Origin of the sequence: Corallococcus sp. AB018, assembly GCF_003986945.1 — a bacterium.
GTDB classification, from domain to species: domain Bacteria; phylum Myxococcota; class Myxococcia; order Myxococcales; family Myxococcaceae; genus Corallococcus; species Corallococcus exiguus.
In genome coordinates this window covers 1-21703 of sequence record NZ_RAWR01000145.1, presented here as the reverse complement: position 1 = coordinate 21703, position 21703 = coordinate 1, and the positions used below count along the sequence as shown (strand labels likewise).

The window sequence follows — 21703 nt, the reverse complement described above, 5'->3', positions numbered from 1 at the left end:
CACCGCTGCGAAGCCGGGCGGTCGTGGTTACAGGGAAGGCATGGCCCGTCCGGTGAACGTCAACGCCATGCTGCCCATCGAGGTGGAGTTCCAGCGCGAGCGCGCCTCCGGGTTGCGCCGCTCCGGCGACAAGCTGGAGGGCGCCCTCGCCCTGGTGGCCCAGGCGGAGAAGGAGCTGCGCGCCCTGCATGGCCTATCGCGCATGGAGCGCTACGCGGCGTACCGCGCGCTCTGGAAGGAAGCGGAGCGGCTGCGCTGGAACCTCACCGTGCAGCGCGAGGCCTGTGGCCTGCGCAACCACAGCGACCTGGACGTCATCTACCCGCTGCCGCCCCTGCTGAGAGAGTGACGCGGGCGGTCCGCCCCTTCACGGCGAGGTGCGCCACGCGGCGACGGCGAAGAGTGCCCAGCCAGCGAGGAAGGCCAGTCCGCCCAGCGGTGTGATGGCGCCCAGCACTCGCACGCCGGACAGGGCGAGCGCGTACAGGCTGCCAGAGAATAGGACGATGCCCGCGAGCATCGCCCAGCCCGCGGCCTCCAGGAGCGCGGAGGGTCGCACCGTGCCCAGGAGCCCCACCGCCACCAGCGCGAGCGCGTGGTACATGTGGTAGCGCGCCCCGGTTTCGAAGATGACCTGCAGGTCCTGCGCGAGCCGGGCCTTCAGCGCATGCGCCCCGAAGGCGCCCGCCGCCACGGACAGGAAAGCGTTCACCGCGCCCACCACGATCCACCACCGCATCATCGAGTGCCTTTCTTCGCGCGCTTGACTGCGGCACGCTACACCGCGCCTCACGGCAGCGTCCTGGTTGAACACGCACCCGCCCCAGCCGCGCCCCTATCCGCGATGATGACTTCCCCTTCCTTCCAGCCGACCCCGTCGATTCCCTTCGAGCTGCGCCAGTCCCCCATCCAGGGCACGGGCGCCTTCGCCACCCGCCGCATCCGCAAGGGCGCGCGCATCATCGAGTACATCGGTGAGCGCATCACCCAGGCCGAGGCGGACGCCCGCTACGACGACGAGTCGATGGAGCGCCACCACACGTTCCTCTTCAACCTGGACGACGACACGGTGTTGGACGCGGGGACCCTCCACAACGAGTCGCGCTACATCAACCACTCGTGCGAGCCCAACTGCCAGTCGCTCATCGACAAGGGCCGCATCCACATCTACGCGCTGCGTGCCATCGAACCGGGGGAGGAGCTGTCGTACGACTACGCGTACGAGCGCTCCCCGGAGATGGAAGCCGACGCCGAGTCGCTCTACGTCTGCCGCTGTGGCACTCCCTCCTGCCGGGGCACCATCCTCGCCCCGGAGAAGAAGGCCCCCGCGCGGCGCAAGAAGGCCGCGCCGAAGTCCAAGTCGACCTCCAAGACCCAGGTCGCGTCGAAGTCCAAGTCCAAGGCCGCCAAGAAGTCGAAGGCCGCGCCGCCGGCCGCCGCGAAGAAGAAGCGGGGCACCCAGCGCGCGAAGTCTCCGGGCCGCGGACGCCGCGCCGCGAGCTGAAGCCTCAAACGGGAGCGCGCGCGCTCCTGAGCCGGGCATTAGAGTGGAAGCGTGAAAGACGTCCTGCGCTTCCTGCTCACCGAGGCCCCTGACTTCCCGTCGCTCGACTCCGTGGACGCCTGGTGGCGACGGCACCTCGCGGTGCTGCCGCGCTTCCAGGTGCCCGCGGACCTGGCGCTCGCCAGCGGCTTCCGGATGGACCGGATGGGGTTCGCTTTCTCCTCCGGCTACCAGGCCGCGCTGCGCTCGCTCTTCCCCCAGCTCCCGGCGGACCGGCGCGCCGCGCTCTGCGCCACGGAGACGGGTGGCGGGCACCCGAGCGCCATCGAAACGAAGCTCACGCCGAAGGGCGCGGGCTGGACGCTCGATGGCGTGAAGACCTACGTCACGCTCGGCACGCACGCGGAGGTGCTGCTGGTGGTCGCCTCCGAGGGCCGCGATGCCCAGGAGCGCAACCGCCTGCGCATGGTGCGGCTGGACGCGAGCACGCCCGGGGTGACCGTGGAGCCGCTGCCGCCGCTGGGCTTCGTGCCGGAGGTGCCGCACGCGGTGCTGCGGTTGGATGGCGTGGAGGTGGCGCCGGAGGACGTGCTGCCCGGGGATGGCTACACCCGCTATCTCAAGCCGTTCCGCACGGTGGAGGACTGCCACGTCAACCTGGCGGTGCTGGGCTGGCTGGTGAAGGTGGCCCGCCGCTGCGGCTGGCCGGTGGCGCTGCGCGAGGAGCTGGTCGCCATCGCGGTGATGATCCACGCGATTGCCCTGGAGGACCCCAGCGACCCGGCCGTGCACGTGGCGCTGGGCGGCGCGCTCGCGCAGCTGCACCGCGCGCTGGAGCGCTGCGAGGTGGCCTGGGAGGGCGTGGATGTGGAGATGCGCGAGCGGTGGCAGCGCGACCGGCGCCTGCTCGACCTGGCGTCCAAGGTTCGCGCGAAGCGGCTGGAGGTCGCGCGCCAGCGGCTGGCCGGCGGCGCGGGCGACGACTGAGCCGGGACGCTCGGGAGCGCCCCGGTCCAGAACCTCACGCCTTAGTAGAAGCGGTTGCCCTCGTTCCAGCCGCTCGCGTCCGTGAACGCCGTGCTGAACGTGGAGAACGCGCTCAGGGTCGTGCCACTGGAACGCCACACGGCGAAGGTCCCCGCCGGGTCTCGCGCCAGCAGGTCGTCGAAGCCGTCCCCATTGAGATCCATGGGGAAGTAGCGGTGGCCGAACTTCCAGCCCGCCCCATTCCTGAAGTGCGCCTCGATGCGGGTCGCGTCCTCGTTGAGCCTCGTCCCGTTCGAGCGCCAGAACTTCAGGTCTCCATTGGTGCGTCGCACCGCCAGGTCGTCACGGTGATCGCCGTTGACGTCCATCACGATGAAGCGATGGCCTTCGTCCCAGCCGCGCGCGTTGTCCAACTCGGTGGAGAACGTGTTGGAGAAGGCGAGCACCGAGCCATTGGAGCGCCACACCTCGAAGGCTCCCCAGCTGTCGCGGGTCACCAGCTCCTTCGCTCGGCGGCCCGTCGGAGAGACTGCACCGTCGACGTCCATGACGAAGAAGCGGTGGCCTTCATTCCACCCGTTGGTGTCGCTGAAGCGGGTGGTGAACGCGGCGCTGTAGGCCAGCGTCAGGCCGTTGGAGGCGTAGACCTCGAAGGCGCCATTGGCGTAGCGGGCCAGGAGGTCATCCTTCCCGTCGTCGTTGACGTCCATGACGAAGAAGCGGAGTCCCTCGTTCCAGCCGTTGGCATCCGTGAAGGCCGTGCTGGTGGTGCCGGCGAACGTGAACGTCGTGCCGTTGGACACCCAGGTGTCGAAGCCGCCAAAGGCGTTGCGCGCCAGCAGGTCGCTCTTGCCGTCGCCCGTGACGTCAGCCACCAGGAACCGGTTCCCGTCGTTCCAGCCCCAGGCGTCGGTGTACCCGGTGGAGAAGGAGCCCGAGTAGACCAGCGCGCTGCCATTGGAAAGCCAGACGTCGAAGGTGCCATCCGCATGCCGGGTGAGCATGTCGTCCATGGCATCGCCGTTGATGCGCATCCGCTGGAAGGACTGACGCGCGCCAGGAGTCACGCGCTCTCCGTAGAACTGCTGGACCCCCGCCCGGTCCCACTCGCTCAGCTCGCCGTCGCCGTTGCGGAGCGGGTTGCAGTAGTGCATGACGGAGTACACGTCCCAGGGCCCCACCGTCACGTCGCCATTCGATGACTGGGTAGCGCAGGTGTCACCTGGAGGCTTGTCTTCCCGGTTCTGCTCATGCGCGAAGCCGAGCGCATGGCCCAGTTCGTGGATGACCGTCGAGCGCACGCAGCGCTCCCGGGTGAAGTTAGACGGGCACTGCCAGCTCTGCCAGAGGTTGAAGTGGACGCCACGCACCCGGCCGGCGAGGTGGTGCCCGAACACATCTGTAGCCCCGCCATCATCCCGGAACTCCATCCGGAGGCCCTGGTTGTTGGAGGAGTTGCAACGGTTCCATCCCGTGAGGGTGATGTTGGCCTCCGTGCCCCAGCTGTCCTCCCACGCTTCACGGGCCCACTGCTTCTCCACGTCGTCCCCTGCGTCCTCCCAGCACACGGGGATCGTCATCGGGGTGAACCAGAGGGACTCGGTAATCACGTACAGCTCTTGCTTCGCGGAGGTCGTGAGGACCGGAGCCGCTTCGGCCGGCGCCGTCCTGTCCGAATCACAGCCGGCCAACGTGAGCGCGAGCAGTCCAACAGACTTTGCAAACACTTGCTTCAACGGGAACTCCTTCACCACGGGGTGGGAATGGAGTGTGTCTGGACTTGGGCTTGAAAAGCCAGCTCAAATCCCTGCACGTCCGCGTGACGCTTCCGTGACTGCGTCCGCCGACGCCCGGTGGCGTGTCCACGTCACCGGGGGTCCTGGTGGGTGTGACTAGTAGAAGCGATTGCCGGCGCTCCAGCCGTTCGCGTCCGTGAACGGCGTGGGGAACGTCGAGTAGTAGGCTAGGTTCCAGCTATTGGAACGCCACACGGCGAAGTCCCCTGAGGGGTCGCGCGCCAGGAGGTCGTCCCAGCCATCCCCATTGAGGTCCATGGGGAAGAAGCGGTGGCCAAACTTCCAGTTCGCCCCTGTCCGGAAGGGCGTCTCGAGGCGGGGAGGATCCTCCTCGATGAGGAACGTCCCGTTCGAGCGCCAGAACACAAGCTCTCCATCAGAACGTCGCACCGCCAGGTCGTCACGGTGATCGCCGTCGGGGTCCATCACGATGAAGCGATGGCCGTCGTCCCAGCCGCGCGCGTGGGTCAACCGGGTGGAGAACGTGTTGGCGAAGGCGAGCACCGAGCCATTGGAGCGCCACACCTGGAACACGCCCGCGCGGTCGCGGGTCACCAACTCCTTCGCGCGGCGGCCTGTCGCAGAGACCGCGCCGTCGATGTCCATGACGAAGAAACGGTGGCCTTCGTTCCACCCGTTGGTATCCGTGAGGAGTGTGGTGAACGCGGCGCTGTAGGCCAGCGTCAGGCCGTTGGAGGCGTAGACCTCGAAGGCGCCATTGGCGTAGCGGGCCAGGAGGTCATCCTTCCCGTCGTCGTTGACGTCCATGACGAAGAAGCGGTGGCCCTCGTTCCAGCCATTGGCATCCGTGAAGGCGGTGCTCGTGGTGCCCGCGTACGTGAACGTCGTGCCGTTGGACACCCAGGTGTCGAAGCCGCCAAAGGCGTTGCGTGCCAGCAGGTCGCTCTGGCCGTCGCCCGTGACATCGGCCACCAGGAACCGGTTGCCGTCGTTCCAGCCCCAGGCATCGGTGTACCCGGTGGGGAAGGAGCCCGCGTAGGCCAGCGTGAGGCCTGTGGAAAGCCAGATGTCGAAGGTGCCATCCGCGCGCCGGGCGAGCAGGTCGTCCTTGGTATCGCTGTTGATGCGCATCCGCTGGAAGGACTCACGCGCGCCAGGAATCACGCGCGCGCCGTAGTACTGCTGGACCCCCGCCCGGTCCCAGTAGCTCAGCTCACCGTCGCCGTTGCGGAGCGGATTGCAGGAGTGCATGACGGAGTCCCTGTCCCAGGACCCCACCGTCACGTCGCCATTCGAGCCCTGGGGGGCGCAGATGATCTGCGAAGGCTTGTCCGTCCGGTTCTCCTCATGCGCGAAGCCGAGTGCGTGGCCCAGTTCGTGGATGGCCGTCGAGCGCACGCATTGTTTCCGGTTGAATTCAGTCGTGCAGTTCTCGCTCACCCAGGTGTTGAGCTGGACGCCGTACCCCAGACCATTGAGCAGGGTGCCGAGATGCACCACGTGGGCGCGAGCGTCCCGCATGTTCATCCGGAGGCCCTGGGCGTTGGATGCGGTGCAAGGGCCCCATCCCGTGAGGGTGATGTTGGCCTCCGCGCCCCAGGTGTCTTCCCACGCTTCTTTGGCCCACTGCTTCTCCTCCGTGTTCCCCGTCTCCTCCCAGCACACGGGGATCGTCGTCGGAGTGGACCAGAGGGTGCTCGTTGCCACGTACAGCGCTTGCTTCGAGGAGGTCGTGAGGACCGGGGCCTGTTCAGCGGGCGCCGGCGTTTTGGAATCACAGCCGGCCAGTGCGAGCGCGAGCAGTCCAATAGACTTCGCAAACACTTGCTTCAACGGGAACTCCTTCACCACGGGGTGGGGAATGGAGTGTGTCTGGACTTGAGCCTGGAAGGCCAGCTCAATCCCTTGCACGCACGCGTGATGCTTTCGTGACCAGGGACCGCGGGCACCCGGTGGCGTTTCTCACGTCACCGGGGGGCCTGGTGGATGTGACTAGTAGAAGCGATTGCCCTCGTTCCAGCCGTTCGCGTCCGTGAACGGCGTGGGGAACGTCCAGAGTTGGATCAGGCTCGTGCCAGTGAAATTCCACACGGTGAAGGTCCCCGACGGCTCACGCGTCAGGAGTTCCAGCCGGCCGCTTCCATCGAGGTTCATGGGGAAGAAGCGGTGGCCGAACTTCCAGCCCGCCCCCGTCCGGAATGGCGTCTCGGCGCGTGCCGCTTGCTCGACGAGCGCCGTCCCGTTGGAGCGCCAGAAAGACAGGTCTCCATCGGAACGCCGCGCCACCAGGTCGTCGCGGTTGTCGTAGTCGACGTCCATCACGATGAAGCGATGGCCCTCGTCCCAGCCGCGCGCGTTGTTCAGCATCGTGGAGAACGCGCTGGCGTAGACGAGCACCGAGCCATTGGAGCGCCACACCTCGAAGGCGCCGCCTCCGTCGCGAGTCAGCAACTCCTTCGAGCGGCGGCCCGTCGTGGGAGAGATGGCACCGTCGATGTCCATCACGAAGAAGCGGTGCCCCTCGTTCCACCCTTCATCGTCGCGGAAGCGGGTGGTGAACGCGGCGCTGTAGGTCAGCGTCAGCCCGTTGGAGGTGTAGACCTCGAAGGCGCCGTTGGCGTAGCGGGCCAGGACGTCATCCTTCCCGTCGCCGTTGACGTCCATGACGAAGAAGCGGTGGCCTTCGTTCCAGCCGTTGACATCCGTGAGGGCCGTGCTGGTGGTGCCGGCGTACGTGAACGTCGTGCCGTTGGACACCCAGGTGTCGAAGCCGCCAAAGGCGTTGCGTGCCAGCAGGTCGCTCTGGCCGTCACCCGTGACGTCAGCCACCAGGAACCGGTTGCCGTCATTCCAGCCCCAGGCGTCGGTGTAGCCGGTGGAGAAGGAGCCCGAGTAGACCAGCGCGCTGCCATTGGAGAGCCAGATGTCGAAGGTGCCATCCGCGCGCCGGGCGAGGAGGTCGTCCCTGGCGTCGCCGTTGATGCGCATCCGCTGGAAGGACTCACGCGCGCCGGGCAGTTCGCGCGCTCCGTAATATTGCTTGACCCCCACCCGGTCCCAGTAGCTCAGCTCGCCGTCGCCGTTGCGGACCGGATTGCAGTAGTTCATGACGGAGTCCCAGTCCCAGGGACCCACTGTCACATGGCCTTCCGACCCCTGGGTATCGCAGGTGGCCGTCGGAGGCCTGTCATCCCGGTTCTGCTCATGCGCGAAGCCGAGCGCATGGCCCAGTTCGTGGATCACCGTCGAGCGCACGCAGCGCTTCCGGGTGAAGAGTCCGTCTTCGTCGCATTGGCCATTCGGCCACAAGTTGAAGTGGACGGCGCGCTCCTGGCCCTGAAGGAAGTACCCGAGATGATCCACGGCCGCGCCTTGATTCCGGAACTCCATCCGGAGGCCGTGGTCATTGGAGGAGTTGCAGCGGTCCCATCCCGTGAAGACGAAGTTGGCCTCCGCGCCCCAGCTGTCCTCCCACGCCTCACGCGCCCACTGCTTCTCCAGGTCGTTCCCCGCGTCCTCCCAGCACACCGGGACTGTCGTCGGGATGTACCAGATGGCGTCGGTGGCCACGTACAGCTCTTGCTCCGCGGAGGTCGTGACGACCGCAGCTGCTTCGGTCTCCGCCATCCTGTCCGAATCACAGCCGGCCAGCGCGAACGCGAGCAGTCCAACAGACTTCGCAAACACTTGCTTCAACGGGAACTCCTTCACCACGGGTGGGGAATGGAGTGTGTCTGGACTTGAGCCTGGAACGCCAGCTCAAGCCCGGCACGTCAGCCATTCCCCGACCCGGGAATTCCCGGATGCCGTGTCAGTACCGCCCGCCGCCCACCGCGGAGACGAGGGCGGACAGGATGCGGTTCTCCACGCCCCAGACGGCCTTGTTCACGCCCTTCACGCCCGCGCCGCGCATGTAGTCCGTGAAGTCGTGCAGCGCGGTGGAGCGCTGCATGCGCTCGCCGCTGGCGGCGTAGAGCAGCGGCGTGTTCGGCGCGCCCGTGAGGCCCAGGTCCGGACAGGCTTCGGACAGCGCCGCCCGGTCGATGCCCGTCACCGCGGACATCATGGCCACGGTGAAGTGGTGCACGGGCAGCTCGCGCGCGTTGGGCACGCGCTCCAGCACCTTCGCGCGCGTCTTCGGGTCGGTGGCCAGCTGGGGCAGCGTCACCCGGGACATCTCCAGGATCTGCTCGTTGGTGATGTGCTTGTTGTCCAGGATGGCCCGGTCAAACAGGCTCTGCGGCGTGTCACCCTTGATGGTGATGTTCACGTCGGACATGCGCTGACGCATGGTCTGGATGGCGCGACCCACCTCCGTGTTGGGACCGCCGCGCCAGGACCCCGGCGTCGCCTGCACCGGCGCCATCGTCGCGCGGGTCCGCGCCAGCTCCGCGCGGTTGAGCACGTCCGCGCGAGACGCCGCGGTGGCCTGGTTGGTCCGGGCAGGCTGCGCGGCCGGCGCCTGCGTGCGGGCCGGAGCGACGGAGGGTGCGGCGGAACGGTTGCGGATCTCGGTCATGGATGTGCCTTCTACCCTGGACTTCGGAGTACCGGATTATCGCAGGGAGGGCAGGGGAGTTGCCTTGCGCGCCCCCCTGGCGCGTGCGTTCCGCCTACGTCCCGGTATGGTGCGCGCCATGTCCCCGCGCCTACCCACCCAGTTCGCCGATCTCCTCACTCCGAAGGGCCGACGCATTCTCGAAGGCCGAGACTCCGAGACGTGCGGCGCGCTCCTGGACCCCACGAGGCCCTTCATCGCGCTGCAGGGCGTCATCGACGTGAAGAAGGCGGCGGCTGCGCGGGACATCCTGGATGCCGCGCTGCGTGACACGCTCGTGACCATGGAGGACCCCATCCCCGAGGACTCCATCTCCGGCATGGTGGAGAACTACACGGAGGCGCTGCCCAAGACGGTTCGCGTGCGGACCGCGCTCCTGGAGAGCCGGCGCTCGCGGTCGTGGCGCGCGGCGGAGGCGGTGGGGCTGAGGGCGCTCCTGCGCTCGGACACGTTCGCGGCCTTCGCGGCGACGGTGAGCGGCCGGCCGCTCAAGCGGGGCTGGGGCATCCAGGTGCTCTGCTACGGCCCGGGCGACTACACGGGCCCGCACAATGATCACCACCCGGAGGAGGCGGACGCGCGCGACGGCTACGTGGACATGCACGTGAGCCTCACCCTTCCCGCCGTGGACCACCAGTACCTCGTGTACGCGAAGGACGGGCACTTCTCCGAGCTCACCAAGGTCAGCACCGTGGGCGGCGTCACCGTGTACCGGCTGCCCTTCTGGCACTACACGACCCCGCTCGCCGCGAAGCCGGGCAAGGAGGACGCGGCGCGCCGCTGGGTGCTCCTGGGCACCTTCCTGGATGCCGCGCCCGGGACGCGCCCTTCCTCCACCGTCCTGCCGGCGGGCGCCCCTCCGCCTGTCCGGGCCGTGACAGTCGGACGTGGCACCGGGGCCGGACGGCGTTAGCGTGCCGGGCCCATGAGCCCGACTGACATCGACACGCAGGCCAACGACCTCCTCCAGTACATCGACGCGTCGCCCACGCCGTACCACGCCGTGCGCGAGACGGCGCGCCGCCTCACCGCCGCGGGCTTCCGTGAGCTGGACGAGCGCGAGTCCTGGTCGCTGAAGCCCGGTGACAAGGTCTTCGTCATCCGCGGCGACACGAGCATCGCGGCCTTCCAGCTGGGCACGAAGCCCGCGGACACCACCGGCTTCCGGCTGGTGGGCTCGCACACGGACTCGCCCAACCTGCGCCTCAAGCCCAACGCGGCCGTCAACCGCCACGGCTACCAGCAGCTGGGCGTCGAAATCTACGGCGGGGTGCTGCTGCACACGTGGACGGACCGCGACCTGTCGCTCGCGGGCCGCGTGGTGGCGCTGCACAACGGCCGCCCCCAGCATCACCTGGTGGACTTCCGCCGGCCGCTCCTGCGCGTGCCCAACCTGGCCATCCACCTCAACCGCGGCGTCAACACGGAAGGGCTGAAGCTCAACCCCCAGGATCACATGGTACCGGTGCTGGGCCTGGAGAGCGCGGGCCCCGCGGAGCTGAAGACGCTGCTGGTGGAGGAGCTGGGCCGCTCGGGCGTGAAGGCCGCCGCGGACGACCTGCTGGGCTACGACCTGTGCCTCTACGACTTGCAGCCGTCCACCCGCTCCGGCCTGCACGGTGAGTTCCTTCACGCGCCCCGCCTGGACAACCTGGCCAGCTGCCACACCGGGCTCACCGCGCTCTTGAAGGACACCGGCCCGCGCGAGGCCACGGTGGGCGTGGTGCTCTATGACCACGAGGAGTGCGGCAGCCGCAGCGCGCAGGGCGCCGCATCGCCGTTCCTGAAGGACCTGATGGAGCGCATCGTCCAGGCGCACTCGGATGGGCGCGCGGACGCGTTCCACCGTGCCATCCGCCGCTCGTTCATGGTGAGCGCGGACATGGCGCACGCGGTGCACCCCAACTACGCGTCCATGCACGAGCCCAAGCACCAGCCGCAGCTGGGCGGTGGCCCGGTCATCAAGTCCAACGTGAACCAGTCCTACGCGACGGACGGCGAGTCGTGGGCGCACTTCGCGGCGCTGTGCAAGGAGGCGGGCGTCACGCCGCAGCACTTCGTCACCCGCACGGACCTGGGCTGCGGCAGCACCATTGGCCCCATCTCCGCGGGGCAGCTGGGCATCCGCACGGTGGACGTGGGCAACCCCATGCTGTCCATGCACTCCATCCGCGAACTGGCCGCCGCGTCCGACGTGGCCCGCATGGTGGCGGTGCTGTCTCGCTTCTTCGCCTGAGCCCGGGCGCCTGACGGCGCCATGAGCGCAAAAGAAAGAGGCGGGCCCGGTGGTGACACCGGACCCGCCTCGGATGTTTCAGGAAGCTTTCAGCGGAAGACTAGTTCACGCCCACCGCGGTCCAGGCGTCCTTCACCTTCTGCACCTGGTTGGAGTCCGCGCCGTACAGGTCCGTGGCGGACTTGATGGTGGCCTCGCGGGCCTGCGCGAACGTCGTCTTCGGCGTCATGTACGTGGTGAGGGCGCGGCCGAAGATCTTCAGGCCGTCCTCCATGCCGATGCCGCCCTTCACTTCCAGGCCGGACGTCTTGTTCTTGCCGCCCTCGACCAGCAGGTAGAAGGCGTTGTTGGAGATGCCGCTGGAGCCGTGCACCTCCGTCTGCTTCGGGTAGTTCTTGTAGTTGTCGACCGAGTAGTTGTCCTTGGTCGGGTCGTTCATGTAGCGCAGGCCGTCCTCGGAGTCGCCGTTGTTCGGCGTCCACGCGGCCTCGCCCACGGTCCAGTTCCACTTGGCCTCGGGGTTGTTCTGCGCCGCGTACCACTCCACGCCCGTGCCGATGATGTCGGAGAAGGACTCGTTCAGGCCGCCGGACTCGCCGCTGTAGATGAGGCCCGCGGTGCGCTCGGTGAGGCCGTGCGCGATCTCGTGGCCCGCGATGTCCAGCGTGGTGAGCGGGCCGGACTGCTTCCCGTCGCCGTCGCCGTAGCTCATCTTCTCGCCGTCCCAGTACGCGTTCACGTAGTTGTTCTTCACGTGCACGTAGTTGACGAGCTTCTCACCGGCGCCGTCGATGGAGTCACGGCCCAGGACGTTCTTGAGGAAGTCGTAGGTCGTGGCCGCGCCGTAGTGCGCGTCGATGCCGGCCTTGGCGCGCGCCGGGTCGGTGGCCTCGCCCCACTTGTCGTTGTCGTCGGAGATCTTCGTCTGGCCGGACGCGGTGGACTTGTTGTTCGCGTCGTAGGTCACGATGCCCTTGCCGCGCGTCGAGTCCTCCAGCGAGTACGTGCCGTCCGCTTCCTTCTTGGTCTTCAGGTCCACGTGGCCGCTGTACATCGTCAGGTCGTCCGCGGTGCCCGTGGGCGGGTTCTGCGGATCCGTCGGAGGCGTGGTCTCCTTCGCGGTGATGTTCAGGCTCCAGTTGTTCAGGGTGCCCGTGTCACGCGCGGCCTTGTCCTCGACCGTGACCGTCCACTCGCCCTTGGCGCTCTCGCCCTTGAAGGCCTCGGACAGGTCGAACGAGCCCGCGATGTCGTCCTTGGAGCCGCCCTTGCGGTCCTGCAGCACGGCGGACTTGCCGGAGGGGCTGGTCACGGTGACCTTCAGGTCGCCGCTCCAGGTGTGCTTGATGTTCAGGTCCACGGACAGCTTGTCGACCGTGACGCCGTCCGGGATGTTGATCTTCGACTGGACCTGACCCTTGTCCGGGATGGCCACGTTCGGGCTGGCCGTGCCGTTGACCTGCAGCTGCGCCGCGGCGGACTTCGACCAGCCGCCGATCTTGTTGAAGCTCTCCAGCACCTTCCCCGTGTTGGCGTCGATGATGTAGTTCTGCTTCTTGGGCTTCTCCTGCCCGGCGATCTGCGTCACTTCCACCTGGTAGGCGGAGTGGTACTTGCCTTCCGCGTCCTGGTAGATGACGCGCTCGGAAGAGGGCTGCTTGTCGGCCTTGCCGCCCAGCTCCTTCTTCGCGATGTCGATGGCCGCCTGCGGGGCCAGCTTCGGCTTCTGCGTCCCCAGGCCCGCGGGGATGGGGTTCTGCTCACCGGTGACGCTGGACACCTTGCCGTCCGTGCCCAGGTGGCTGATCAGCTGCTCGCCGAAGACCTTCACGCCTTCGTGAACGCGGTCCAGGCGAACGTGGGTCATGCCCAGCTCGTCGACTTCCACGCTCTTGGGGGCCAGCGTCGGGCCGGTCTTGTTCGCCGCCAGCAGCGACGACGCGGTCATCGGCGGGGTCAGGGCCTTCAGGGACGTCTGGATGGCCTGCTGCGCCTCCTTGCTGTCCAGCGCGAGGCGGCCGGTCTGCGCGGAGGTGGCCCCCGTGGAGGACGACTGGGTCGTCGCGGAGGCGGCGGCCGTGGGCTGCGCGCCAGCGGCGGCGCCCGTGCGGGAGACGGACTCGAAGCCGTCCTTCACGCGAAGAACGTTCTTGGCCTTCGCCGTCGTCGAGGTGTCGGTGGTGGGGCGGAGAGAAACGGGCGTCGAACCGTCGGTGCGGCGAATGGTCATGAATCACTCACGCTGCAAGGGGGATGAACAATTCTCGCACGGGGGCTCCGAGAGTTTCCGATGGCTCAAAGAAGTTAACGCGGCATCCCAGAAATCGGAGGATACCGATGGTAGACTTCCTGTGAATTCAACGGTTGACACAGAAATTTTGCTTTCAGTAGGGGTCCATTGCGACCCGAATTCCTGAAATCCCTGATGCGAGCCGTCATAGAACAGCGCGAGGCGGGCGGGAAAATTCGCGAGAAATACTTGGAAAAGTACACCTGAGCGGCAACCAGGCGAGCAGGCCCGGCGCGTGGAGGCTGATACAGTGAGACACGGTTTCCCGGCCGGGTTGGTGCGGGGGCTGGACCCTGGGGGGGTTGGAAGACATGGAGACGTGGATTCATCCGGAGACGCGGGAGGCCCCTGGCCTGCCGCTGCTGATGGTGCGGGTGCCGCGCCGGAACTTCGAAGGGCTGTTCGAGCACGCGCTGAGGCCGTCGGGTCCGTTCGCACAGGCGCTGCGGGACGTGGGCTACGACGCGGACACGGTGGAGGAGCGCCTTCCTCTAGAGGTGTGGCGCGCGTCGCTGGCGGTGGCGCGGCGGCATGCGTGCCCGGGCCTTCCGAGCGAGGACGCCAACCGCGTGCTGGGCACCCACTACGTGGAGGGGTTCGCGCAGACGCTGGTGGGGCGCATCTTCGCCGCGGCTGCGCCGCTCCTGGGCGCGGAGCGGTGCCTGGCGCGGCTGCCCACGTACCTGCGCGCGGGCCGCGAGGACATGAAGCTGATGCTGGAGCCGGTGCGCGCGCGGGAGTGGCGTGCGCGCGTGGTGGACTCGGATCCGCTGCCGGACTTCGTGGCGGGCGTGATGGAGCAGGTGCTGCGCCGTACGCGGGTGCTGCCGCGCGTGGACGTGCTGGAGCGCTCCGAGCACGCCTATTCGCTGCGGATCCGCTGGGACGAGGCCTGAGCCGCGCGCCTCCCGCCGGAGGACGGCTCCGGCGGGGGAGGGGCTCAGCGGGCCGCGGTCCTCAAGGGCTCCCCGGCGAAGGGGGGCACGTCCCGCGTCGTCGGGTCGGTGGGGTCATCGAAGCGTAGGAGCCGGCGGAAGTCCTCCGCGCGCCAGAACACCTGGCCCGCCGTGTGGAAGCGCTCCAACTCCTCGCGCGTGGGCCAGGAACGGTAGGGGAAGCGGGCGCGGGTCACGTCCATGGCGTGCGAGGGGGGCGTCTGGCCCTGCGCGAGCGCCTCCACGTGCCGCTTGAGCAGCCACACCCCCGCCGCGGTCGCCTTCACCGTCAGCGCCAGATGGGAGTCCGACGCGGCGCGCGTGAAGGCGGACTGGCCATACACGTCCCCTGCGTCGATGCGCGCGGTGGTGCGGTGGAGCGTCGTTCCCACCTCCGGCACGCCGTTCAGCATCGCCTGGAAGATGGAGTCCACGCCGCGGAAGTCCGGCAGCAGCGACGGGTGGATGTTCAGGCACCCGTGGCGCGGCAGGCCCAGCAGCGGCTCGCGGAGGATCTGATCGCACATGCTGGTGACGACGAGGTCCACCTCCTGGCGGCGCAGCGACTCGACGGTCTTCTCCCCGGAGAAGTCGTCGCTGACCGTGAGGGGGATGCCGTAGGCGCGCGACAGCTGCTGGAAGCTCATCAGCCCGCCGCGAGGGGCGCCGAAGGGCAGCAGCGTTCCCCCGAGCCCCGCGAGGACGTTGTAGCCGGTGAAGCGCGCTCCGAACTGCCGCAGGAAGACGGGCAGGACCTGGGCCGGGGTGTAGCGCTTCTTCTGGAAGCGCAGGCCCCCCGAGGACAGCAGGATGCCGGTGGGCACGAGCCCCCCGCGCCGCACCAGGGTGTTGGCGAAGGCGAGGGACATGATGGACGGGATGCAGCCATAGGCGAAGCGGATCATGGTCACGCGGCCTTGTGGGAGGGGGGCTGCTGGCCGTCGTCGGGCGTGGAGACGCGGAAGCGGCGTCGCTCCTCGGGCTGCTTCTCGCTCAGCAGCAGCGGCAGCAGCGGGTTGATGAGCGGCCGCAGCCAGGGGGATTGCAGGCGCGCGGCCATGGTCATCCCCTCCAGCTCCGCGCCCACGGTCTGCTTGACGAAGTAGCTGGTCAGACCCAGGTCCGCCACCCGGCACCCGTGCCGGGCCGCGTGCTCCAGCTCCTTCCAGAGCAGCAGGTAGTACGCGGGGGTGCCCTCCGTGCGCGCGTAGTCCATGCCAATGAGGAAGGGGTTGTGCACCCCGCCGCCCGTGCCCGTGAGGATGAAGGCGATGAGCTGGCCCTCCTGGGTGCGCAGCGTGAGGAAGCTGCTGGTGGTGGGCATGCGCTCCGCGATGGTTTCGAAGAAGGCGCGCGGGAAGGGGTTGCGCTTGAACTCCGAGGCGCCCTCGTGGACCTGGAGGTAGAGCGGGTAGCACGCGTCGATGAGCGGGCGGAAGTCGCGCACGCGCTCCACCTGGAACCCCAGCGCCTCCGCGTCCTTCAACTTCTTGCGCAGGTTCTGCCGCGACTTCTTCTTCAGCCGCTGGAAGTGCTCCTCGCTGCTCATCCCGTCGAGCGTCACCATCGCCATGGGGTGGTTGGCCACCGGCTTGAAGCCCCGCTCCAGGAACCACGACTGCAGCCGCAGGTCCTCCGGCAGCCCTTCCATGAAGTCGCGCACCAGCAGCAGCGCGGAGTTCGTGCAGACCTCGTCACAGGCCTCCAGCAGCGCCTGGGCGAAGTCGTGCTCCGACAGCTTGCGCGCGTCGTACCACCAGTGCCGCTGCGCCGTTTCGAACGTGCCCACCATGCCCAGGCCCAGGGACAGGAAGCCCGGCATCACCCGGCGCACCCCCTTGGCCAGGGCGCCCACCCGGTCCGGCATGAGGAGGGTGAGGTCCAGGCGCTCCTCGGTGATGACGGCCAGGCCGACGACGTCCTCGCCCTGGGACATCACCAGGTAGCCGAACTTCCGCTCCGGAAACGAGTCCTCCAGGCACGACAGGAAGGCCGCGCTCTTGAAGGGGTGGCCCTGGGCCAGCTTCTCGTCCCAGAGCGCCTGGGGGACGTGCTGGATGCTGGAGTGGATCCGCGTGGTGGTGGCCGTGCTCATTCCTCGCTCCCGTCGTCCAGCCGCTCGAAGTGGATGCCGTGACGGGCCAGGCCGTCGTCGTTCTCCTTCATGTCCCGGAACACGCGCTGCGAGCGGGGCAGCGGCGTTGGCGGGAACAGCTCCGCGCCGAAGCGCTTCAGCAGGGCGTCCAGCACCGGGTTCGTGTGGTGGACGGCCAGGTAGAGCCGGTCCACCACCGCGCCGATGCTCGCCTTGACGGCGTAGCTCGTCTGGCCCAGCTGCACCACGGCCTTGCCGTGGGCCTCCAGCACCTCCACGATCTTGTAGATGCTGTTGAAGTACAGCGAGCCCTCGTCCCGCAGGTGGTAGTCCAGCCCCAGGTAGATGGGGTGCACCCACTCGTCGTCCTTGAGGAACAGCTCGAAGGACACCAGCTGCTCGCCCTTGAAGCACAGGAGGGCGAAGACGCGCTCGCCCAGGAGCGCGGGCAGCCGGGCGAAGAAGTCCACGCTGAGCGTCTCGAAGCGGATCTTCGAACGGTTCAGCACCTGGAGGTACAGCGGGTGCATCTGCGCGGCGTAGCGGGAGAAGTCCGCGACCTGCTCCCAGCGCATGCCCGCCTCCTGGACGCGGGCCATGCGGTTGTTCATGAGGGAGCGGTACTTCTTGCGCAGCCGCTCCCGGTAGGTGCTCTTCCCGGGCTCGCCCAGGTAGAGGTAGGTGGTGGCGGCGCTCTCCACGAAGGAGAAGCGCGGGGACAGCACGTCCCGCACCTCCGGCAGCAGCCGGGTGGTGAGCTCCTTCATGAAGACCAGGCCCAGCTTCAGGTGCCGGGCCCGGGCCACCACCTCGTCGGAGATGGCCCGCAGCACGGCGTCACGGCGCGGCTTCGGCAGGTCCGGGCGCACGCCCAGCAGGTCCTTGCAGATGGCGATGGGCGTTCCGATGACGAAGGCGTTGAGGAACAGGAAGCCCGGCAGGACGCGGCGCACCTGCGAGACGACCTTGTTGACGTTGTCCGGCGCGATGACCGTCAGCGACATCCGGAAGCGGAAGCACGGCACGACGGCCAGCACCTCGCCCGCGCTCCGGACCTGGAGGTAGTGGAACTGCACGTCCTCGATGCTGGCGGCCTCCGTGGCCTGGTGCAGCTCGTAGGCCTGCATCACGTCAGAGGTGGGGAAGCAGGTGTTCCAGGCCTCCCGGCCGATGTCCTGGATGGAGGAGACCCAGCGGAGTTCGAGCGGCCCTGGAGGGGCGTGGGGCGCGGGAGCGCTCCCGATGGCGGTGGCGGACGCGGTCATGACGTGTCGTGCGAAGGAGGTGCGGAAGGGAAGGGGACTTCAGGCGGCCAGCGCGCCCGGGGCCCGGGAAGCCGGGGACGCGCCTTCCTGGAACATGGGCCGGAAGCGCAAGAGCCACAGCGAGCCGAGGACGGGGTGCAGGAGCAGGGGCAGGACGCCCATCAGGGGCAGGCCTTCCATCAGCGCCAGGGCGGGGATGAACAGCGCCACGCAGGCCAGCCGCGCGCACTCCATCCGCCAGGCCCAGGGGCGCGAATCCATCAGCACCCCCAGGGTCCAGGTGCTGACGAGGACCAGCCCCAGCGCCAGGACGCGCGCGGCCACGCCCAGCGTGTCCAGGTGCCACGCCACCAGGAGGATTCCGGCGGCGAGCACCAGGAACTGCGCGAAGCAGTAGGCGGCCACGGGCCAGGGCAGCCTCGGGTCGTACTTCTGGAAGGTGGCGGACGGCCCGTCATCCGCGTCGTGGAAGCGGTCCGCGCGCAGGGAGGGGGGCGTCCAGCCTGGACCGCGGACGATGCACAGGAGCTTGTCGGACACCCGCTCGCAGGCGGCGGCCTTCTGGAAGAGCTCGCCGAAGTAGTGGAAGTGCGCGGTGAAGGGGTTCCACGAGCGCAGGCCCGCGCGCAGGCCATAGACGGGAGGGTGCTCCGGCAGCTCCGGCTGGTAGGTGCCGAAGAGCAGGTCCCACACGACCAGGATGTTGCCGTAGTTCTTGTCGATGTACGGCGTGTTGCGGCTGTGGTGGACGCGGTGCTGGGACGGGGTGACGAGCACCTTCTCCAGGAAGCCCAGCGGCGGCACGTAGGTGTTGTGGATGGCGTACTGGAACACGAGCTGGAGGCTGGTGATGCCCAGGAAGACCTCCGGCGAGACGCCCAGGAGCGCCATGGGCACGAAGAAGGGCCACGTGGTCAGCTCGCCCAGGGCGCTCTGGCGTACCGCCAGGCCGAAGTTCATGTCCTCGCCCGAGTGGTGGACGACGTGGATGCCCCACATCCACGCCATCGTGTGATGCAGGCGGTGCGCCCAGTAATAGAAGAAGTCGTAGGACAGGAACGCCAGCACCCACGTCCACGCCGAGTCATTGCGCAACGCGAGGAGCGCGTGGTGCTGGTGCACGTACCCGTAGAAGACGAACGTGGCCCCGGCGATGACGACGCTGCCCAGGACGGTGAGCAGGCTCATCGTCACGTTGGTGATGAGGTCGTTGAGCCGGTACGCCGGCCGCCGCCGCAACAGCCCCACCACCAGCTCCAGGAGGATGGGGGTGAAGAACACGGGCAGCCCGTAGAGGAGCTGTTCCTTGAGGTCCATGGGAGCGCGTCCTGGGAGGGGGGAGGGCGTCAGGTGCCGGTGCGCGCCAGGGCCGGGTCCTGCTGCTGGACGCCCAGCTTGCGGCTGCAGCGGTCCAGGGTGTCCAGGAAGCGGTCCAGGTCCGACTGCGTCAGGTTGGCGCTGACGTTGATGCGCAGCCGCGTCCGGTTCTTGCTCACCGCGGGGTAGCCCACCGGGTTGACGTAGATGCCTTCCTCGTGGAGCAGCCGCGTCAGCTCGAAGGTCTTCTCGTAGGCGGGCATCAGCACGGGGATGATGGGGGACTCGCTGTTCATGCAGTCCAGGCCCATGGCGCGGATGCCGGCTCGCAGGACGTTCTCGTTGGAGTGCAGGCGCTGCTGCAGCTCGGGCTGCTCCTGGAGGATGCGGATGCCCTCCAGCAGGCCCGCGGCGATGGGGGGCGGCAGCGAGGCGGAGAAGATGTAGCCGTTGGAGCCGAAGCGCAGCAGGTCGATGGTGGCCTTCGTGCCGGCGGCGAACCCGCCGATGCCCGGCAGGCCCTTGCTGAGGCTGCCGGTGAGCACGTCCACGCCGTGCTGGAGGGCGAAGTGCGCCGGAGTGCCCCGGCCGTGAGGGCCCATGGCCGCGGTGGCGTGCGCGTCATCCACGAGGACGAAGGCGTTGTGCGCCTCCGCCAGCGCCACGATGCCCGGCAGGTCCGCCACGTCGCCGTCCATGCTGAAGACGCCGTCGGTGATGATGAACTTGCGCTGCTCGGGGGCCAGCTTCTTCAGCGCCCCCTCGATGCTGCGCAGGCTCTTGTGCCGGAAGGTGCGCACGTCCGCGCCCGACAGCTTCAGCCCGTCGATGATGGACTGGTGGTTGAGCATGTCCGACAGCACGACGTCGCCCTCGCCGCACAGCGCGGACAGCACGGACAGGTTCGCCGCGTAGCCGCTGCTGTAGGTGATGCAGTCCTCGAAGCCGAGGAACTCCGCCAGCGCGCGCTCCAGCTCCAGGTGCAGCTCGCAGGTGCCGTTGAGCAGCCGCACGCCGCTGACCGTCGTGCCGTAGCGCTTGAGGGCCGCCTCCGCCGCGGCCACCACGCGCGGGTGCCCGTTCAGGCCGGAGTAGTTGTAGGAGCCGAAGTGGAGGACCTCCCGGCGTCCGCGCGAGGCCGCCTCCCGGCGGGTCGGGCTGAGGCTGACGCTCGCCTCGCGTCCCGGGATGCCGTGGAACACGCGGCCGATGACGTCACAGTGGTGGTTGTCCACATAGTAGTGGACCGCCTTCTGGACCTCCTGGAGCCGGGCGGAGCCCACGGTGAGGTCGCGGTTCTTCACGAAACGGGGAGGGGCGGTGATGTCCATGGACGTTGCTTCCCAGGCCACGGCGCAAGGATCCCCTGCCTTCGGGCGCCCCTCTCCCGTGCGCGCGTGCGGCGAACGCCACGGGCGATGGAAAGCGAGGCCTCGAGGGCGGTCCGGGTACGGGGAGCCGCTGCGCGTGGACGGTTCAAACTCAGGTGTGAGTGCAGGGACGTACCGGATGGCCACGCTGCCGAGACCCAGGTCGGGTGCTCGCCGCAGTCCCCCTGCCGTGGCGACTTCCAGTTATACAATGATAAGCAGATTGTCAAAGCATGGCTGCTTATTATGTTTTTACTGGAATTGCTCCGCGTGTGTCGGGTCGCGACGCTAGTTGAGGTACGTCTTCGGCGGGGGGCGCTTGTTGGCGGGGGTGAGTGGCGCCGGGCGCGCCTGGCGCCACCGGCCGATGACGTCCATCAACCCGTCGAACGTGTCGCGCAGGGCCCAGGCGCGGTCCTCCACGTCCTTCAGGCTCTCGCAGCGCAAGAGGCCATCGCGCAGCGCGCGCTGGACGCCGGGGCAGTCGTCGCGCTCGTCGATGAGCTGTTCGGCGGTGTGCGCGTAGAGCCGGTAGCAGCCCTCCACGTCGCCCTGGTTGTAGGCGGGCGCGCCCACGTTGATGGCCTGGCCCAGCAGTGAGGCCACGGACTCCACGGCCGGCGTCGCGCAGCCCTCCAGCAGTCCCACGGGGTGCTGCGGCACCTGGCGCACGCGGGTGGCGCGCTGCCGGGGCGCGTCCAACGCGGACAGCGGACGGGGCGGGCCGGGCGTCTTGAGGAGCGGCGCGATGTAGCGCACCGGGATGACCAGCCCCAGCGCGCGGCCGTTGGCGAGCGCCGCGGTGGCCAGCCCCACCACCTGCCCGCGCGCGTCCAGCACCGGCGAGCCCGACGCGTCCTCGGGCAGCGTGCGGGACAATTCCAGCAGGGTGAGCCATTCGCCCAGCACCTGCACCGCGCGGACCTCCAGGGTGCGCGCTTCCGGGGAGCGGTCCGCGTGGGCCTGGACGACGTTCAGGGCCTCGCCTTCCGAGGGCAGCGTGGCCGGGCCCAGCGAGAGGGCGGGGACCAGGTCCGGAACGGACAGGCACAGGACGGCCAGGTCGCGGCGCTCGTCCACGGCCGTCACCTGGACCACGGAGGAGCGCAGGCCGTCCGGCAGCACGGCGGTGATGGCGCGCGCGCTGGCCACCGCGTGGAGGCTGGTGACGACGTGGCCTTCGGAGGAGATGACGAAGCCCGTGGCGGTGTGGCTGCCCAGGTCCAGCAACACCAGGGAGGCACTCGTGCGCCGAAGGGCCTCTTCGGCCCGCGCACGGCGTGCCTGGACGTCGTCGGACATGGCCACCCCCGTTCGGCCGGCATTCCCACGGGATGCGTTCCATGTGACCGGCTGCATCACGTTGTATCAGCCTGCCCGCTCCCCACC

18 protein-coding genes are annotated in these 21703 nt (G+C 68.6%); 6 read left to right on the top strand and 12 right to left on the bottom strand.

Features of this window, described 5'->3' with window-relative positions:
- Nucleotides 1-40 precede the first annotated feature (40 nt).
- A complete protein-coding gene (locus D7Y11_RS27365) occupies nucleotides 41-349 on the top strand; it encodes a hypothetical protein (protein ID WP_121760017.1) in 309 nt (102 codons plus the stop codon).
- Between the two features lie 18 nt (nucleotides 350-367).
- Here the strand turns inward: D7Y11_RS27365 and D7Y11_RS27360 are convergent, their stop codons facing one another.
- On the bottom strand, nucleotides 368-742 hold the full coding sequence (locus D7Y11_RS27360; protein WP_126935173.1) for a DUF423 domain-containing protein: 375 nt from the start codon (nucleotides 740-742) through the stop codon (nucleotides 368-370).
- Between the two features lie 105 nt (nucleotides 743-847).
- Between D7Y11_RS27360 and D7Y11_RS27355 the strand changes: the two genes are divergently transcribed.
- Both D7Y11_RS27355 and D7Y11_RS27350 read left to right on the top strand, forming a co-directional pair.
- A complete protein-coding gene (locus D7Y11_RS27355) occupies nucleotides 848-1504 on the top strand; it encodes an SET domain-containing protein (RefSeq protein WP_120578394.1) in 657 nt (218 codons plus the stop codon).
- A 51-nt stretch (nucleotides 1505-1555) separates the two neighbouring features.
- The gene (locus D7Y11_RS27350) at nucleotides 1556-2491 is read left to right on the top strand and encodes an acyl-CoA dehydrogenase family protein (RefSeq protein ID WP_120578385.1); all 936 of its coding nucleotides are present in this window, start codon (nucleotides 1556-1558) and stop codon (nucleotides 2489-2491) included.
- Nucleotides 2492-2532: 41 nt separating this feature from the next.
- On the opposite strand, the gene D7Y11_RS27345 is transcribed toward D7Y11_RS27350, so the two are convergent.
- The 4 genes from D7Y11_RS27345 to D7Y11_RS27330 form a co-directional block, all read right to left on the bottom strand.
- Nucleotides 2533-4218: a M12 family metallopeptidase gene (locus D7Y11_RS27345; protein ID WP_126935172.1), complete on the bottom strand. Its 1686-nt coding sequence runs from the start codon at nucleotides 4216-4218 to the stop codon at nucleotides 2533-2535.
- 165 nt (nucleotides 4219-4383) lie between these two features.
- Entirely contained in the window at nucleotides 4384-6072 is a 1689-nt protein-coding gene (locus D7Y11_RS27340; RefSeq protein ID WP_126935171.1) for a M12 family metallopeptidase, read from the bottom strand.
- A 168-nt stretch (nucleotides 6073-6240) separates the two neighbouring features.
- Complete coding sequence (locus tag D7Y11_RS27335) at nucleotides 6241-7935, bottom strand: M12 family metallopeptidase (RefSeq protein WP_233607408.1); 1695 nt, start codon at nucleotides 7933-7935, stop codon at nucleotides 6241-6243.
- Nucleotides 7936-8059: 124 nt separating this feature from the next.
- The gene (locus D7Y11_RS27330) at nucleotides 8060-8767 is read right to left on the bottom strand and encodes a hypothetical protein (RefSeq protein WP_126935169.1); all 708 of its coding nucleotides are present in this window, start codon (nucleotides 8765-8767) and stop codon (nucleotides 8060-8062) included.
- A 118-nt stretch (nucleotides 8768-8885) separates the two neighbouring features.
- Between D7Y11_RS27330 and D7Y11_RS27325 the strand changes: the two genes are divergently transcribed.
- Together D7Y11_RS27325 and D7Y11_RS27320 are read left to right on the top strand one after the other, a co-directional pair.
- On the top strand, nucleotides 8886-9719 hold the full coding sequence (locus D7Y11_RS27325; protein WP_233597164.1) for a hypothetical protein: 834 nt from the start codon (nucleotides 8886-8888) through the stop codon (nucleotides 9717-9719).
- 12 nt (nucleotides 9720-9731) lie between these two features.
- A complete protein-coding gene (locus D7Y11_RS27320) occupies nucleotides 9732-11042 on the top strand; it encodes a M18 family aminopeptidase (protein ID WP_126935168.1) in 1311 nt (436 codons plus the stop codon).
- Between the two features lie 100 nt (nucleotides 11043-11142).
- Here the strand turns inward: D7Y11_RS27320 and D7Y11_RS27315 are convergent, their stop codons facing one another.
- Nucleotides 11143-13272 carry a M4 family metallopeptidase gene (locus tag D7Y11_RS27315; protein ID WP_120578378.1) on the bottom strand — a complete coding sequence of 710 codons (2130 nt, stop codon included), beginning with the start codon at nucleotides 13270-13272 and terminating at the stop codon, nucleotides 11143-11145.
- Between the two features lie 371 nt (nucleotides 13273-13643).
- On the opposite strand from D7Y11_RS27315, the gene D7Y11_RS27310 reads away from it, so the two are divergent.
- Entirely contained in the window at nucleotides 13644-14228 is a 585-nt protein-coding gene (locus D7Y11_RS27310) for a DUF2378 family protein (protein WP_121755134.1), read from the top strand.
- A gap of 44 nt (nucleotides 14229-14272) precedes the next feature.
- Here D7Y11_RS27310 and D7Y11_RS27305 read toward each other — a convergent pair whose 3' ends face one another.
- The 6 genes from D7Y11_RS27305 to D7Y11_RS27280 form a co-directional block, all read right to left on the bottom strand.
- A complete protein-coding gene (locus D7Y11_RS27305) occupies nucleotides 14273-15172 on the bottom strand; it encodes a formyltransferase family protein (protein ID WP_126935175.1) in 900 nt (299 codons plus the stop codon).
- Nucleotides 15173-15174: 2 nt separating this feature from the next.
- Nucleotides 15175-16362: a GNAT family N-acetyltransferase gene (locus tag D7Y11_RS27300; RefSeq protein WP_120578375.1), complete on the bottom strand. Its 1188-nt coding sequence runs from the start codon at nucleotides 16360-16362 to the stop codon at nucleotides 15175-15177.
- Nucleotides 16359-17627, bottom strand: a complete 1269-nt coding sequence (locus D7Y11_RS27295; RefSeq protein ID WP_126935167.1) for a GNAT family N-acetyltransferase — start codon at nucleotides 17625-17627, stop codon at nucleotides 16359-16361. Before D7Y11_RS27295 ends, D7Y11_RS27300 begins: the two co-directional genes overlap by 4 nt.
- 39 nt (nucleotides 17628-17666) lie before the next feature.
- Nucleotides 17667-18944, bottom strand: a complete 1278-nt coding sequence (locus tag D7Y11_RS27290; RefSeq protein ID WP_120578373.1) for a sterol desaturase family protein — start codon at nucleotides 18942-18944, stop codon at nucleotides 17667-17669.
- 29 nt (nucleotides 18945-18973) lie between these two features.
- Complete coding sequence (locus tag D7Y11_RS27285) at nucleotides 18974-20275, bottom strand: aminotransferase class I/II-fold pyridoxal phosphate-dependent enzyme (protein ID WP_126935166.1); 1302 nt, start codon at nucleotides 20273-20275, stop codon at nucleotides 18974-18976.
- 327 nt (nucleotides 20276-20602) lie between these two features.
- Entirely contained in the window at nucleotides 20603-21616 is a 1014-nt protein-coding gene (locus tag D7Y11_RS27280) for a serine protease (protein WP_126935165.1), read from the bottom strand.
- Nucleotides 21617-21703: the final 87 nt, after the last annotated feature.

Excerpts from the sequence above, each read along its gene's own strand:
- D7Y11_RS27365 (WP_121760017.1), top strand. The coding sequence starts at position 41 with ATGGCCCGTCCGGTGAACGTCAACGCCATGCTGCCCATCGAGGTGGAG.
- D7Y11_RS27360 (WP_126935173.1), bottom strand. The coding sequence starts at position 742 with ATGATGCGGTGGTGGATCGTGGTGGGCGCGGTGAACGCTTTCCTGTCC.
- D7Y11_RS27355 (WP_120578394.1), top strand. The coding sequence starts at position 848 with ATGACTTCCCCTTCCTTCCAGCCGACCCCGTCGATTCCCTTCGAGCTG.
- D7Y11_RS27330 (WP_126935169.1), bottom strand. The coding sequence starts at position 8,767 with ATGACCGAGATCCGCAACCGTTCCGCCGCACCCTCCGTCGCTCCGGCC.
- D7Y11_RS27325 (WP_233597164.1), top strand. The coding sequence starts at position 8,886 with ATGTCCCCGCGCCTACCCACCCAGTTCGCCGATCTCCTCACTCCGAAG.
- D7Y11_RS27320 (WP_126935168.1), top strand. The coding sequence starts at position 9,732 with ATGAGCCCGACTGACATCGACACGCAGGCCAACGACCTCCTCCAGTAC.
- D7Y11_RS27315 (WP_120578378.1), bottom strand. The coding sequence starts at position 13,272 with ATGACCATTCGCCGCACCGACGGTTCGACGCCCGTTTCTCTCCGCCCC.
- D7Y11_RS27310 (WP_121755134.1), top strand. The coding sequence starts at position 13,644 with ATGGAGACGTGGATTCATCCGGAGACGCGGGAGGCCCCTGGCCTGCCG.
- D7Y11_RS27305 (WP_126935175.1), bottom strand. The coding sequence starts at position 15,172 with ATGATCCGCTTCGCCTATGGCTGCATCCCGTCCATCATGTCCCTCGCC.
- D7Y11_RS27300 (WP_120578375.1), bottom strand. The coding sequence starts at position 16,362 with ATGAGCACGGCCACCACCACGCGGATCCACTCCAGCATCCAGCACGTC.
- D7Y11_RS27295 (WP_126935167.1), bottom strand. The coding sequence starts at position 17,627 with ATGACCGCGTCCGCCACCGCCATCGGGAGCGCTCCCGCGCCCCACGCC.
- D7Y11_RS27290 (WP_120578373.1), bottom strand. The coding sequence starts at position 18,944 with ATGGACCTCAAGGAACAGCTCCTCTACGGGCTGCCCGTGTTCTTCACC.
- D7Y11_RS27285 (WP_126935166.1), bottom strand. The coding sequence starts at position 20,275 with ATGGACATCACCGCCCCTCCCCGTTTCGTGAAGAACCGCGACCTCACC.
- D7Y11_RS27280 (WP_126935165.1), bottom strand. The coding sequence starts at position 21,616 with ATGTCCGACGACGTCCAGGCACGCCGTGCGCGGGCCGAAGAGGCCCTT.